The sequence below is a fragment of the Pseudomonas sp. S2_H01 genome (genome assembly GCF_054668305.1).
The window spans coordinates 547949-561945 of the sequence record NZ_CP162756.1 but is presented as its reverse complement, the minus strand read 5'-3'; the positions used below and the strand labels follow the sequence as shown (position 1 = coordinate 561945).

Genomic DNA, 13997 nt, shown 5'->3' with positions numbered 1-13997 from the left:
CGCAGTCTGGACACTCAGGGAGATGAAATCATGCAACGCAAAAAATTGCTCATCGTGGGCGGCGGCAACCTGTGCCTGCAGGTTTTGCAAATCCTCGCGCCCCGCAATCAATTCGACTTTCATGTAGCCAGCCGCAACCTGGAACAGGCGACCCGTTTGTGCAACCTGGTCAGCCTGGGTGCGCTGCAGCTGAATGTGTCGGTCCGCATTCAGGCGTGGGAAATGGACCTGACGGAGTCCGCGATCGAACGCAACGCCGAAACGCTGTCCCGGATAAAACCGGACGTCATCCTCAATTGCGCGTCTTTGCAGTCCTGGCGGGTGATCACGCAACTGCCCAAGGCGACGTTTTACGCACTGGATCAGGCTCAGTTGGGGCCTTGGCTACCGATGCACCTTGCCCCGGCGTACGCGTTGATGCGTGCGGTGAAACAGTCCTGCCCCAAAAGCCTGGTGCTCAACGCGGCATTCCCCGACGCGGTCAACGCCGTGTTGTACAAGGTCGGGATGGCGCCGGACGTCGGCGTGGGCAACATCGCAAATCTGATTCCCGCCACGCGCTGCGCCATCGCCCGTCTTGCGCGGTGCGAGCCGTCGCGGGTCTGCGTCAAACTGATCGGCCAACACTTTTTCAGTCACTACGTGCCACGCCATGGTTTGCCACAGCAGGCGAACTTCAATCTGTCTTACTGGATCGATGGCCGGGAACGCACGGATGAATTCAGTGCCGACGTGATCTTTCGCAGTGTGGCGGACAACTTCCGTCGCCTGGGGGGCGTCGATGGGCAGTACCTGACGGCGATGTCGGCCATCAGTGTCCTGGACAACCTGTTCGCCGACGAAGAGGTGCATGTGCATGCACCCGGACCACACGGTTTGCCGGGCGGGTATCCGGTGAAGGTCGGGATGGGGCAGGTGCTGCTCGGACTGCCTTATGGCGTCCGGCGTGAGGAAGCCATTCAGGTTAATGAGGCCGGGCAACGACAGGACGGCATTCAGTCGATCATGGCCGATGGCACGGTCATGTTCGGGAGTGCGCAAATGAACGTCATGGAGCAGATGCTCGGCTACTTCGTGGCGGGCATGAAGGTCCAGGACGCCGCCGAATGCGCCAATGAGCTGGGTCAAAAATATCAAGCGTTTGCTCACAACATCAGCCAACAAGGAGTCAGCCATGTTCCCCAGCAACGCATCCTCACCCGTCAATTCGGCTGATTGCCTTGACCTGAGCGGTGTGAGGCAGGCCGTCGCGCCTGCCGCCTATACCGAACAATACAACGCTGATTTTGTCAGTCGCTGGGACGAGTTGATCGACTGGAACAAGCGCGCGGAGGGAGAGGGGCCATTCTTTTCGCAGCTGCTGTTGCAGGCCGGCGCGTGCCGGATATTCGATGCCTCCTGCGGCAGCGGTTTTCATTCGGTACAGCTGCGTCGCGCAGGGTTTGATGTGACGGCCTGCGACGGTAGCCCGACCATGGTCAGGCAAGCGAAAGCCAACTTTGCCAGCCGAGGCCTGGACATTCCCACCCTGTGCTGCGACTGGCATGACCTGGACCCTCGGCAATTGGGCACCTTCGATGCGGTGCTGTGCCTGGGCAGCTCGCTGTGCCATGTCTTCGAGGAGGCCGAGCGCATCGCGGTGTTGAAGCGGTTCCGTCGGCTGCTCAATCCGGGAGGCTTGCTGCTGGTGGATCAGCGTAATTTCCAGGCCATTCTCGCCGGGCAGTTCTCGTCATCCGGTCGCTACTACTATTGCGGCAAAACGGCGAAGGTCACGTTGGGCGAGTTGCACGAGTCGTTGTGCGAATTCGTTTACACCTTCGCCGACGGTGCCAGGTATCGCTTGCGGGTGTTCCCGATTCTGCCGGGTCGGCTTCGAGGCGAGATGAGAGCGGCCGGGTTCGTGGTGAAGCAAAGCTACGGCGATTTCAAATCGGTCTACGACCCGATGGCCGCCGATTTCATCATTCATCAGGCGCATGTTTAAGTCACACAAGGAGGTGTACTCATGGATATTCAACAGCAGCCCCAATCGTCGCGTCACAACCTGTTCGCCTACAACTTCGCCCACGGCACTGCGCCGCAGGGGCAGCCGACGCCTCATGTGATCTGGCTGACAGGGCTGTCCGCTGCCGGAAAATCCACCATTGTCGACGGGCTGAACCCGGTGTTGCAGGCGCGCGGGCTCAAGACCTGCATTCTGGATGGTGACTCGTTACGCAGCGGCCTGTGCCGGGACTTGGGGTTTACGGATCACGACCGTGACGAAAACGTTCGGCGTGTGGCCGAAGTCGCGGCATTGATGGCCGACGCCGGCCTGACGGTCATGGTGGCGCTGATTTCGCCCACCCGTGCCGCGCGGCATTACGCCCGCTCGATCATCGGCAACGAACGCTTCGTCGAAGTCTTCGTCGATGCGCCGCTGGCAGTCGCCGAAAGCCGTGATCCCAAAGGGTTATATCGCCGTGCCAGAGAGGGCGAGATACGCGGTTTTACGGGCATCGATTCGGTGTACGAGCCACCGGTCTTTCCGGAGCTGCATATCCACAGCGACCAGGTCAGTGTGGCGACAGCGGTAGAGATGATCGACGACTGGTTACGCCATTCGCGGGGATTTTAGAGGCGATTCCGCGCAATTCGAGGGGGGTTGGTCAGAAAGTCCGGTGTGTTGGCCCATCTCTGCCATTATTTAGGCTTCAGCCAATGCCGGGGTGGGCCATGTCCGTCGGTCAATTGAAGATCAACGCTATTCGTTTGGTGGGTGGCGCGAGTGTGCTCGACTATCTGAATACATGTGATGGCCGAAGGCCCGGCACATCGCTGACGGCGGTGGTGGATAAGCTTTCGAGCCTTGAGGAGATCGTGCACTGGTTTCTTCACGCCGGGCTGATCGGTGAGGCCGAGCACGCCCGGTGTGTGGAGCTGGTGCAGCAATCGTCCTGGCATTCGGTGACGGCGTTCAGGCGGTTGATCGGTTTTCGTGAGTCGCTTTACCGGCTGTTTCTGTCTGTGGCGTTGGGAGAGCCGGTTGACGCTCGCGAGCTTGAGGCGTTGAACGAGGTGCTGGTGTCGACGTCGTCGCAACGCGCGCTGATTTCGATACCTGCCGGTTTCGCCTGGACGTGGCGCCCGTGCGAGACCCTGGATGGGATGACGTCCGGTTTTACGGGGCGGATCGCAGTACAGGCGGCGGCGCTTCTCACTTCTCCGGACTTGGCGAGGCTCAGGCTGTGTGCCTTGCCGGATTGCGATTGGTTGTTCGTGGACACGTCGAAGAATGGTCGTCGGCGGTGGTGTCAGATGAACGTATGCGGGGCCAAAGAGAAAGCGCGGCGCGCGGTGGGGCAATTTTAAGCTGTTTTTTTGGTTTGGCAGTTGGCATTGGGCCGATTCATGACTGTTTCTTTAAGGGGGCGCTGGCTTCTGGTTCTGCCTAACCGGTGACGCCAGGGGTAGGGTGCTTATCCGCTTGCTCGGGTGTTGCTGAGTTTTCGGGTTGGCCTAACGGCCAACTGTTCCGCCTTCGGCGGGTTACTTGAAAAGACCCCAAGTAACCAAGGGTTGAGGCTCCCGGTTTGGCCTCGACTTCGTCGAGGTTCCTTCACTCCGGCGACGCTCCGTGTGCCCGCCGCCATCCGCCATCCATGGCGGGGGGCGGCTCTCGCGGCATCCATGCCGCTCGGCCCACTACGCGCCGCCTGCGTTCAGCCTGCACCCAAGTCGCGTTTTGTGGTGTCTGGAAGTACGTGGTATGAAGATCAAAAGCGAGAGCAGGAGCAGCTTGGTGCTCTGCTTTTGATTCTGCCGAAGGCGTAGGAGCGCGCTTGCCCGCGATCTACCGCGCAGCGGTAGCAAAATCAGGCGACTCAATCATGTCTGGCACTCCGCATGCACAGGTCTTGCTGCCGGTTCCCGGCAGATCGCGGGCAAGCGCGCTCCTACAGTTGAAAATGCAGTGCGGGAGATGGATGTACGAACCAAAAATGCGAAGAGCGTTAGCTCCAGCCCGCGTTGCTCTTTTACGCGACAGTTCAGACGATACAAATCGCGACTTGGGTGCAGGCCGAACGCAGGCGACGTGGAGTGGGCCGAGCGGCATGGATGCCGCGAGAGCGCTGCTAGGACATGGATGTCCGTTCAGCGCGGGCCCACGGAGCGTCGCCGGAGTGAGGGTACGACGACGAAGGAGTCGCCAAACCAGGCTTCAACCCTTGGTTACTTGGGGTCTTTTCAAGTAACCCGCCGAAGGCGGAACGTTTCTGCCGTTAGGCAGAACCAAACGTATAAGCGTCACCCCAAAAACGGATAAGACCCCAATCCCATCCCAATCCCAATCCCAATCCCAATCCCAATCCCAATCCCAATCCCAATCCCAATCCCAATCCCGCATGCGGACCTCTGGCCAACCCGCTCAGGTCTGACCGATAAACGGCCCCCAAAAACCCTGAACACCCACCCCCGATTATTTTCAAACACTTCATGACCCGCCCCAAAAACCGCAGACAACCCCAAGGTGCGCCATGAAAAAGAACCTGATGGACCAACCCGGCTTACAGAACCCACTCTCCCAAAACCCCGGCACCGACTACGACGAACTCCTCGATCCTGTCTTCACCGACGGTGGAAAAGTCCTTGAAGGTGACGATGTCCGCACGCCAGGGGCCGATCCCAGCCGACCTGAAACATTGCCCAATGGACCCGACGTCATCGACGACACCCACCCCGACCCGAAAAAACGGGCATCTGACGCCACAGCGACAAAAACCAGGGAACCTGCCTGTTTCCCAAGCTTCTTATCTCTTGTTCAAGGCAGTCGCGACACCGGTCGTGGCCCAGAGCACAGAGAGCACTTGCATGAGCGATATTCGTATCGGCATCTCGGGCTGGCGCTACGTGCCGTGGCGCGGTGATTTCTACCCGGAAGGTCTGGTTCAGAAAAACGAACTCAAATTCGCCTCCAGAGCGGTGAACAGCATTGAAATCAATGGCTCGTTCTACTCTCTGCAGTCGCCGGATCTCTATGCCCGCTGGTACGCCGACACGCCCAAAGGCTTTGTCTTCAGCCTGAAGGGGCCGCGCTATATCACCCACGTCAGACGCCTGAACGACATCGCTGAGCCCATCGCCAATTTCTTCGCTTCGGGCATTTTTCAGCTCCGGGACAAACTGGGCCCGATCCTCTGGCAGTTTCCGCCCAGTTTCAAATTTGATGCCGAAAAATTCGAAGCGTTTTTGCTGTCGTTGCCGTTCGACGGCAAAGCCGCCAAGGCCTGCGCCAGGCAGTGCGCCGCACGCATGGAAAAGCCGGGTTATCTGGAGATCCCCGCGAAAGCCAAACTGCGCCACGCCGTGGAAATTCGTCATGAGAGTTTTGCCGTTCCGGCGTTCATCACCCTGCTGCGCAAGTACAACGTCGCGTTGGTGATCGCTGACACGGCGGGCAAGTGGCCGTATCTGGAAGACCTGACCAGCGACTTCGTCTACCTGCGCTTGCACGGCGACAAAGCGCTGTACGCCAGCGGTTACACGCCCAAGGCGCTCAAGCGCTGGGGCGATCGCATCGATGCGTGGCAGCAGGGCTCGCAGCCGAAGGACGCCCATCTCACTGCCCCTAAGTCACCTCGCGTGCGCAAGTCGCGGGACGTTTATTGCTATTTCGACAACGACATCAAGGTCAGGGCGCCTTATGACGCCCGCGCGTTGCTGGAGCGTTTTGACCTGACCGCCGACCTGGAAGTCGCCCCCGGCGATCTGCAAGGAGTGAAGTTTTGACCAGTGCCCTGACCCCCGAAGGCATCGCCAGCCGCCGACAGAACGCGTCCACCGACGTCACGCTCAACGTGCTGACGATGAACATGCACATGGGCTTCGGCTTCCTCAATCGACGTTTCATCCTGCCGGAGCTTCGCGATGCCGTACGCAGCGTGTCGGCGGACGTCGTGTTTCTGCAAGAGGTCCACGGTGAACAGCAAAATCACGCCCAGACGGTTAAGAACTGGCCGACCACCTCGCAGTATGAGTTTCTCGCCGACAGTATGTGGAACGACTTCGCCTACGGTCGCAATGCGGTGTACCCCCACGGCCATCACGGCAATGCGTTGCTGTCGAAATACCCGATCGTGCGGCACGAAAACCTCGACATCTCGATTCTCGGTACTGAAGAGCGAGGCTTGTTGCACTGCGTGTTGCAGGTCCCGGGTTTCGGTGAAGTCCACGCCATTTGCGTGCACCTTGGCCTCAAGGAGGTGCACCGTCAGCAGCAGCTGTCGTTGATGGCGGAACTGGTGTCGCGCTTGCCGCCAGAAGCGCCGGTGATCATTGCCGGAGACTTCAACGACTGGCGACAGAAGGCCGACGCGGCGTTGATGCCGACCGGCTTGCGCGAGGTATTCGTCGAATCGTTCGGCGCCCCGGCCAAGAGTTTTCCGGCGCGCTTCCCGTTGCTGCGGCTGGACCGAATTTATGTTCGCAATGCCCGTCCCCGGGCGCCCAGGGTGTTGTCGAACCGACCCTGGTCGCATCTTTCCGATCATGCGCCATTGGCGGTAGAGGTCACACTATGAAGGCGTTCAATGATCAATGTGGCATCTGGCAAGACGGCAATTCCGTCGAGCTGCTGATCAATGGCGAGGATTTTTTCAGCAACGTTTTTGAACACATTCGCACGGCGCGGCGGGAGGTGTTGATCGAGACGTTCATCATTTTTGAAGATCGCATTGGTGAAGGCCTGCAGCAGGCGGTGATCGAGGCGGCCAGCCGTGGCGTGCGCGTGGTGATTACGGTGGATGACTACGGCACCAGCGACCTGAGTACGTCGTTCGTGCAGGAAATGGTCAGCGCCGGCGTGCAGATTCAATTGTTTGACCCGCGCCCGAAATTCATGGGCATGCGCACCAACCTGTTTCGTCGGCTGCACCGCAAGGTGGTGGTGATCGATGCCGAACTGGCGTTCATGGGTGGCATCAATTACAGCGTTGACCACATGTCCGACACGGGCGTGACCGCCAAACAGGACTACGCAGTGCTGGTGCGCGGCCCTATCGTGGCCGACATCTACCGGTCCACGCTGGGCATGCTCGGACCGGCGTTGCGCGGGTCCTTCGCGCCGCTCAAGGCGATGACACGCCAGGCAGGCAGCGCACGCATGCTGCTGGCCGAGCGAGACAATCGTCAGCACACCACCGACATCGAAGAGCAGTACCTGCTGGCGATGCGCGGCGCTACCCAGCGCATCACCATCGCCAACGCGTATTTTTTCCCGAGCTACCGGTTCTTGCGCGAGCTGCGCAATGCGGCCCGCCGCGGCGTGAAGGTCACGCTGATTCTGCAGGGTCAGCCAGACATGCCGTTCGTGCGCATGTGCTCACGCCTGACGTACACCTGGCTGCTGCGTGAGGGCGTGGTGATCCATGAATACAAGCAGCGCGCGTTGCACGGCAAAGTCGCGCTGATCGACCATGAATGGTCGACGGTGGGCTCCAGCAACCTCGACCCTCTGAGTCTGGCGTTGAACCTGGAAGCCAATCTGTTCATCCGCGATCACGCGCTGAATCAACACCTGCACGAGCATCTCACGGAACTGGCCGCTGCCCACAGCAAGCAGGCCAGCCTGAAAGGTCTGGCGAAAGGGCAGTGGTGGAGGGCGCCGATGATTTTCCTGAGCTTCCACTTCCTGCGGCATTTTCCAGCAATTGCCGGGTTGTTTCCGGTGCACGGGCCGCGTTTGAAGCCGGTGCGCTCGCCGGACGTGATTGCGCAAGCGAGCGAACTCAAGCGCGAGCTTTCGCCTGATCAGGAGAAGTCGCTATGAACGGGGTGTCGCAGGCGTCCACCGGGCAGGACAAATCCTCTGCCCCGGGCAAACACAAGGCTTGGCTGACCTGGGCCAAACGCGCTTTCACCGTGTTCTTCTTCATCGCTGTCCCGGCCTTGCTGTTCATGCTGGTGAAGAACCTCGACTGGAACGAGGTGGTGCATGCGCTGGAGTCGTACAAGGCAAGCACGCTGGCGCTCGGTTTTCTCGTTGCGGTCGGCAGCTACCTGACCTACTGCGGATTCGACGTGCTGGCGCGGCGTTACACCGAACACAAACTGTCGGTGAAGCAGATCGTGCCGGTGACCTTCGTCTGCTACGCCTTCAATCTGAACCTGAGTTCGTGGGTCGGCGGCATCGCATTGCGGTATCGGTTGTATTCGCGCCTCGGTCTCGACGTGCCAACCATCACCCGGATTCTCAGCCTGAGCCTGATCACCAACTGGCTGGGTTACATGTTGCTGGCGGGGTTCGTGTTTGCCGGCGGTTTCATCGACTTGCCCGAGGGCTGGAAGATCGGCGACACCACCCTGCAACTGATCGGCTTCGTGTTGCTCGCCGTGTGCTTCGGGTATTTCCTGGCGTGTCGGTTTTCCAAACGCAGGACCTGGACCATTCGCAAGCAAAAACTGGTACTGCCGTCGCTCAATCAAGCACTGCGTCAGGCGTTGTTGGGGGCGCTGAACTGGGGCCTGATGGCGCTGTTGATCTTCATACTGCTCCCGGAAAAAGCGTTCTACCCGGCCGTCCTGGGGATTCTGCTCATCAGCAGCATCGCAGGCGTCATCGCGCACATTCCGGCGGGGTTGGGTGTGCTGGAAACGGTCTTCATCACCCTGATGCAGCATCAATTCAGCAAGGGCCAGTTGCTCGCGGCGCTGATTGGCTACCGCGTTATCTACTTCCTGATTCCGCTGATGTTGGCGGTGGTGGTGTACCTGGTGCTGGAGAAGCGCGCCAAATCCATGCGCAGTAAGAATGAAGCGCGCAATGCAGGCTGATCCCTTGCCGGCACCGGCTGCTGGCGAAAACTCCTTGTAGGAGCCAGCAAGCCGACCCCTAGAGGAGTGGAAACCTCAATCCTTCCCCGCAAACATCCGCACCGCTTCCACTGCTTCGTTCGTGCCATTACTGATCTGCACGATCGCCGAGCCCGCCTGATCGGCGAGATCCACGCCTTTGGCCGCGTTGTTGCGGGTGTTGTCCATGCTGAGGATCGCCTGACGGGTTTCGGTCTGGATCAACTGGATCATCTCGGAAATTTCCTGCGTCGAACGACTGGTGCGGCCTGCCAGTTGCCGCACTTCATCCGCCACCACAGCAAAACCTCGGCCCTGATCACCGGCGCGCGCCGCTTCGATGGCTGCGTTAAGCGCCAGGAGGTTGGTCTGATCGGCGATGCCATGGATGGTGTTGACGATGGTGGTGATCTGCTCGGACCGCTCACCCAGCTGACCAATGATGCGCGACGAATCGTCAATGTTGCGTGAGATCTGGCGCATTTCGCTGGCCGCTTGCTGAATCACCTGAGTGCCTTGCTCGGCGACTTTCTGCGTTTGCACGGAAATGTGATACGCCTGCGCGGCGCTGTGAGAATCCTGTTCGTGCTTCTCGATGCGCGCGGTCACGTCGGAGGCAAATTTGACCACCTTGAGCAGCTTGCCGCAGGCGCCGTACACCGGGTTATAAGACGCTTCGAGCCACAGCGTTTGGCCGTGCCTGCCGATGCGTTTGAACTGGCCGCTGAAAAACTCGCCCTTGTTGAGCTGGCGCCAGAAGTCCTGGTATTCCGGGCTGCTGGCGACTTCTGCCGGGCACAGCAGCTTGTGGTGCTTGCCCAGCAACTCCTGGCGGTTGTAACCGAGCAGGCGCAGAAAGTTGTCGTTGGCGGCGATGATGCGGCCGTCCAGATCGAACTCGATCACGGCCATGGCGCGGTCGATCGCCTGCAACTTGTTGCGGGTTTCGCTTTCGGATTGAAGCTTCTGGGTGACGTCCATCGCGAATTTGACGACTTTCACCACCTTGCCGTCGATATCCCTGATGGGGTTATAGCTCGCCTCCAGCCATACCGTGCTGCCGTCGCCCGCCACGCGCTGGAAGGTGGCCGAGACGAACTCGCCATTGCGCAGCCGAGACCACAACTGTGAGTACTCGGCGCTGCGGGCGTACTCAGCGGTGCAGAACATCCGGTGCTCCTTGCCGATCACCTGTTCCGGGCGGTAGCGCAGCGTTTTGAAGAAATTGTCGTTGGCACTGAGCACGACGCCATTGAGATCGAACTCAATGCTGGCCATCGAACGGTTGATGGCTTCCAGCAGGCTTGCCTGGTGAGCGACGGTCAGTTGCAGGTCTTGGATGGTTTTGTTCTTGGACGAGTTGAAAAACATGATGGCGGCTCAGGCAAGTGGAACGGCAGGGTTTTCCGTTCCATGGCCTGAAGAGCGAATGTCAATACTCAGCTGCGATTTCCGTCTGCAGTGCAAAGATCATCACAAAAGTGATATCAAAAAGCTACAAAATAGTTGTACAGCTCGTCGGTTTTTGTACAAGTTATTGGCCGAGGGTGGATGAATTCTCGCGCACGTCGACGTTCATGGCGTCGGCGATGTGTTTTTCGATTCTGGTGGTAGGCCGTAGCAACTGTCCTCCTCACGCTACATGTACAGCCGCTTCTGGAGGCTTTGATTCTGCCCGCAGGGCGTAGGAGCGCGCTTGCTCTGGGCCGCAGTCGGACGATCTGGCGCGCAGCGGCAGTGAGTCCTGCAAACACGATCAGCCTGGCACACCGCGCTGGATGATTTCAGGACCGCTGCGCGCTCCATCGCGTCCGTCGTAACCTCCGAATGCTCCCACGCCCTCCGGGCAGAAGCGGGATTGCGGTCTGCCTGCACGCCCTCCGGGCAGAAGCGGGATTGCGGTCTGCCTGCACGCCTTCTGGGCGGTAGCAACGTCGCAATAGGCGTGACGGTATGCGATTGGTTTTTCATTCTCGCCGCAGTCCGGAGCGCGTCAACAAAAGCGCTCAGTCTTCAAACCCGACCTGCTCCGACATCTCGTCCACCTTCAACTCCAGCCGGTACGCCACGGCGATGAACAGTGCCTGGCACAGGCACAGCGTGGCGCTGAGGGAACGGAAGGCGAATGAGCTGCCTTCATTGACCAACAACACCGAGTTGGCGCGCTTGGCCAGTGGCGAGAGGTTGCTGTCGGTAATGATCAACGTCTTGGCCTGATGGTGCTGAGCGATGCGCAGGCAATGTTGGGTTTCCTTGCCGTACGGGGTGAAGCTGATGGCGATGACCAGATCGTTGGCGCGCACGCTGCGCATCTGCTCGCGATAACTGCCGCCCAGGCCCGAGATCAGGTGGATGCGTTTGTTGGTGTGTTGCAGGTTGTAGACCAGGTAATCCGCCACGGCGAACGAGCGACGCACCCCGACCACGTAGATGTTGTCGGCATTGACCACCAGATCCACGGCTTTCTCGAATGCTTCATCGTCCAGTTCCAGCGCCAGGCGTTCCAGCCCGGAAAGCGTGGCGTTCACGCATTCGCGGGCCAGATCGCCGCCGCTGGCTTTTTGCGACTTGTTGGCGATCATGCTGCGGATACGCTGCTGGTAGTTCTGCACCGGCGTGGCTTTGTGGGTGTAGGCCTCGCGGAACAGCGCCTGCATTTCACTGAAACCGCTGAAGCCGAAACGCTGGGAAAAACGCACGATGGCAGAAGGGTGGACTTCACATTCGCGGGCGATGTCGCTGATGCGGTCGACCATGATGCGGTCGCTCTGCTGGCTCATGTAGCTGGCAATGCGTTTGAGCTGGCGCGGCAGGCTTTCGTATTCCGTGGTGATCAGCTTGAGCAGAGACTCCGCGGTTTCCGGCGCGGTGACCTGGGAGGACGCCGCGTCGGCGCCGGTATCGGACAAGGAGGGCTGATCGGTGCTGGACATACGGTTGAATTCCTCAGGCTTTCTTATGACGCGAAGTTTACAGCGCTTCGCGTTTATATCCTGCCTGTTTAGCACGAACTGCCAGTCTTTGCGCAAAGTGGAAAAAATATTCCACATGAAAAAAATATAGAAAAAATCATTGATCCTTGCCCTTGAGCGTTCTAGTCTGCATCCACGAACAGCGCTTCAGGCAGACGCTGCTGAAGCCAGGCTTATAAAAATAACAGGAGCCAGCATGGGCCAGACTCGTTTTGCCAGTGGACGTCAGTTAGACGTGGTGTGCCTCGGACGTCTGGGCGTCGATCTCTATGCGCAACAGGTCGGCGCGCGCCTGGAGGACGTCAGCAGTTTCGCCAAATACCTCGGCGGGTCCTCTGCCAACATCGCCTTCGGTACCGCCCGCTTGGGTGTGAAATCCGCCATGCTGACCCGCGTCGGTGACGATCACATGGGGCGGTTCCTGACCGAATCCCTGGCGCGCGAGGGCTGCGATGTCAGTGGGATCAAGGTCGATGCTGAACGCCTCACCGCCATGGTTCTGCTGGGCATCAAGGACCGTGAAACCTTCCCCCTGGTGTTCTACCGCGAAAACTGCGCCGACATGGCCCTGAACGCCGAAGACATCGGCGAAGCGCAGATTGCCTCCAGCAAGGCGTTGTTGATCACCGGCACACATTTCTCCACCGATCAGGTGTTCAAGGCCAGCAGCCAGGCGCTGGACTATGCCGAGAAGCACAACGTCAAACGCGTGCTCGATATTGATTACCGGCCGGTGCTCTGGGGCCTGACTGGCAAGGCCGACGGCGAAACCCGCTTCGTCGCCAACCAGAACGTCAGCCAGCATGTACAGCGCATTCTGCCGCGCTTCGACCTGATCGTTGGCACCGAAGAAGAATTCCTGATTGCAGGCGGCGCCACCGACTTGATCGCTGCATTGCGCAACGTGCGTCAGCTGACCGCCGCCACGCTGGTGGTCAAACTGGGCCCGCAAGGTTGCACGGTGATCCACGGGGCAATTCCCGCCCGCCTGGAAGACGGTGCGATTTACCCGGGCGTGCGGGTTGAAGTGCTTAACGTGCTGGGCGCCGGCGACGCGTTCATGTCGGGTTTCCTCAAAGGTTGGCTGAACGACGAGAGCGATGAACGCTGCTGCCAACTGGCCAATGCCTGCGGTGGTCTGGTGGTGTCGCGGCATGCCTGCGCACCGGCCATGCCGACGCCGGTCGAACTTGAGTACCTGTTCAACAGCCCGGTGCCGATCACCCGGCCTGATCAGGATCTTATGCTGCAGCGCCTGCATCAGGTCAGCGTGCCGCGCAAAGAATGGAAGCAGCTGTTCATCTTTGCCTTCGACCATCGTGGCCAGCTGGTGGAGCTGGCGCAAAAAGCCGGTCGCGATCTGGCGTGCATAGGGCAGCTCAAGCAGTTGTTCATTCAGGCCGTGGAGCGGGTTGAGGCGGACCTCAAGAAGCGCGGGATCGAAGCGGACGTCGGCCTGCTGGCCGATCAACGCTTCGGGCAGGATTCGTTGAACACCGCCACCGGTCGTGACTGGTGGGTGGCTCGGCCGGTGGAAGTGCAGGGTTCGCGCCCGTTGGCGTTCGAACACGGCCGTTCCGTTGGCAGCAATCTGCTGGCCTGGCCGAAAGAGCAGATCATCAAGTGCCTGGTGCAATACCACCCCGATGACGAGCCGATGCTGCGCCTTGAGCAGGAGGCGCAGGTGATGGGCCTGTATCAAGCCTCCCAGGCCAGCGGTCATGAATTGTTGCTGGAAGTCATCCCGCCGAAGGATCATCCCTCGACGCACCCCGACGTGATTTACCGTTCGCTGAAGCGCCTCTACAACCTGGGCATTTTCCCGGCGTGGTGGAAGATTGAAACGCAATCCGCTGAGGTCTGGGAAAAACTCGACGCGCTGATTCAGGAGCGCGATCCGTACTGCCGTGGCGTGGTCCTGCTCGGTCTTAATGCTCCGGCCGAAGCCTTGGCCGCAGGCTTTCGGGAAGCCAGCAACAGCACCTCATGCCGAGGCTTTGCCGTGGGCCGGACGATTTTCCATGAGCCGAGCCGTGCATGGCTGGAAGGTGAGATCGACGATGCGGGATTGATCAGCCGGGTGCAGAGCACCTTTGGTTTCCTGATCGAATCCTGGCGCGACGCCCGAGCGTGAGCCTGCAAACTGAATCAGCCGTATGAACCTGTTAAAGCGAAGAAAACAATAAAGGTGCA

11 protein-coding genes and 2 pseudogenes are annotated in these 13997 nt (G+C 59.7%); 10 read left to right on the top strand and 3 right to left on the bottom strand.

Annotation, left to right across the window (positions count from 1 at the left end):
• Positions 1–30 precede the first annotated feature (30 nt).
• From AB4N84_RS02555 to AB4N84_RS02515, 9 genes are all read left to right on the top strand, one after another.
• A complete protein-coding gene (locus AB4N84_RS02555) occupies positions 31–1215 on the top strand; it encodes a hypothetical protein (RefSeq protein ID WP_460045144.1) in 1185 nt (394 codons plus the stop codon).
• Positions 1175–1987, top strand: coding sequence for a class I SAM-dependent methyltransferase (locus AB4N84_RS02550; protein WP_460045142.1), 813 nt, complete (start codon positions 1175–1177; stop codon positions 1985–1987). Before AB4N84_RS02555 ends, AB4N84_RS02550 begins: the two co-directional genes overlap by 41 nt.
• A 21-nt stretch (positions 1988–2008) precedes the next feature.
• Positions 2009–2620 carry an adenylyl-sulfate kinase gene (gene cysC, locus AB4N84_RS02545; protein ID WP_460045140.1) on the top strand — a complete coding sequence of 204 codons (612 nt, stop codon included), beginning with the start codon at positions 2009–2011 and terminating at the stop codon, positions 2618–2620.
• A 98-nt stretch (positions 2621–2718) separates the two neighbouring features.
• Complete coding sequence (locus AB4N84_RS02540) at positions 2719–3354, top strand: CGNR zinc finger domain-containing protein (RefSeq protein ID WP_460045139.1); 636 nt, start codon at positions 2719–2721, stop codon at positions 3352–3354.
• A 1166-nt stretch (positions 3355–4520) separates the two neighbouring features.
• Positions 4521–4910: a hypothetical protein gene (locus tag AB4N84_RS02535; protein ID WP_460045138.1), complete on the top strand. Its 390-nt coding sequence runs from the start codon at positions 4521–4523 to the stop codon at positions 4908–4910.
• The gene (locus tag AB4N84_RS02530) at positions 4855–5772 is read left to right on the top strand and encodes a DUF72 domain-containing protein (RefSeq protein WP_460045137.1); all 918 of its coding nucleotides are present in this window, start codon (positions 4855–4857) and stop codon (positions 5770–5772) included. The genes AB4N84_RS02535 and AB4N84_RS02530 overlap by 56 nt, the downstream gene beginning before the upstream one ends.
• Positions 5769–6563, top strand: coding sequence for an endonuclease/exonuclease/phosphatase family protein (locus AB4N84_RS02525; protein WP_460045135.1), 795 nt, complete (start codon positions 5769–5771; stop codon positions 6561–6563). The genes AB4N84_RS02530 and AB4N84_RS02525 overlap by 4 nt, the downstream gene beginning before the upstream one ends.
• Positions 6560–7810: a cardiolipin synthase ClsB gene (clsB, locus tag AB4N84_RS02520; protein WP_074758381.1), complete on the top strand. Its 1251-nt coding sequence runs from the start codon at positions 6560–6562 to the stop codon at positions 7808–7810. Before AB4N84_RS02525 ends, clsB begins: the two co-directional genes overlap by 4 nt.
• Positions 7807–8814: a lysylphosphatidylglycerol synthase domain-containing protein gene (locus AB4N84_RS02515; RefSeq protein WP_460045133.1), complete on the top strand. Its 1008-nt coding sequence runs from the start codon at positions 7807–7809 to the stop codon at positions 8812–8814. Before clsB ends, AB4N84_RS02515 begins: the two co-directional genes overlap by 4 nt.
• Before the next feature lie 75 nt (positions 8815–8889).
• On the opposite strand, the pseudogene AB4N84_RS02510 reads toward AB4N84_RS02515, so the two are convergent.
• The 3 genes and pseudogenes from AB4N84_RS02510 to AB4N84_RS02500 all read right to left on the bottom strand — a co-directional run.
• Positions 8890–9321, bottom strand: a pseudogene (locus AB4N84_RS02510) (methyl-accepting chemotaxis protein); the annotation flags it as partial.
• A 153-nt stretch (positions 9322–9474) separates the two neighbouring features.
• A pseudogene (locus tag AB4N84_RS02505) lies at positions 9475–10110 on the bottom strand (PAS domain-containing protein); the annotation flags it as partial.
• Positions 10111–10838: 728 nt separating this feature from the next.
• Positions 10839–11765: a MurR/RpiR family transcriptional regulator gene (locus AB4N84_RS02500; RefSeq protein ID WP_074758389.1), complete on the bottom strand. Its 927-nt coding sequence runs from the start codon at positions 11763–11765 to the stop codon at positions 10839–10841.
• Between the two features lie 235 nt (positions 11766–12000).
• On the opposite strand from AB4N84_RS02500, the gene AB4N84_RS02495 reads away from it, so the two are divergent.
• A complete protein-coding gene (locus tag AB4N84_RS02495) occupies positions 12001–13938 on the top strand; it encodes a bifunctional 5-dehydro-2-deoxygluconokinase/5-dehydro-2-deoxyphosphogluconate aldolase (protein WP_460045132.1) in 1938 nt (645 codons plus the stop codon).
• Positions 13939–13997: the final 59 nt, after the last annotated feature.

Excerpts from the sequence above, each read along its gene's own strand:
- AB4N84_RS02555 (WP_460045144.1), top strand. The coding sequence starts at position 31 with ATGCAACGCAAAAAATTGCTCATCGTGGGCGGCGGCAACCTGTGCCTG.
- AB4N84_RS02550 (WP_460045142.1), top strand. The coding sequence starts at position 1,175 with ATGTTCCCCAGCAACGCATCCTCACCCGTCAATTCGGCTGATTGCCTT.
- cysC (WP_460045140.1), top strand. The coding sequence starts at position 2,009 with ATGGATATTCAACAGCAGCCCCAATCGTCGCGTCACAACCTGTTCGCC.
- AB4N84_RS02540 (WP_460045139.1), top strand. The coding sequence starts at position 2,719 with ATGTCCGTCGGTCAATTGAAGATCAACGCTATTCGTTTGGTGGGTGGC.
- AB4N84_RS02535 (WP_460045138.1), top strand. The coding sequence starts at position 4,521 with ATGAAAAAGAACCTGATGGACCAACCCGGCTTACAGAACCCACTCTCC.
- AB4N84_RS02530 (WP_460045137.1), top strand. The coding sequence starts at position 4,855 with ATGAGCGATATTCGTATCGGCATCTCGGGCTGGCGCTACGTGCCGTGG.
- clsB (WP_074758381.1), top strand. The coding sequence starts at position 6,560 with ATGAAGGCGTTCAATGATCAATGTGGCATCTGGCAAGACGGCAATTCC.
- AB4N84_RS02515 (WP_460045133.1), top strand. The coding sequence starts at position 7,807 with ATGAACGGGGTGTCGCAGGCGTCCACCGGGCAGGACAAATCCTCTGCC.
- AB4N84_RS02500 (WP_074758389.1), bottom strand. The coding sequence starts at position 11,765 with ATGTCCAGCACCGATCAGCCCTCCTTGTCCGATACCGGCGCCGACGCG.
- AB4N84_RS02495 (WP_460045132.1), top strand. The coding sequence starts at position 12,001 with ATGGGCCAGACTCGTTTTGCCAGTGGACGTCAGTTAGACGTGGTGTGC.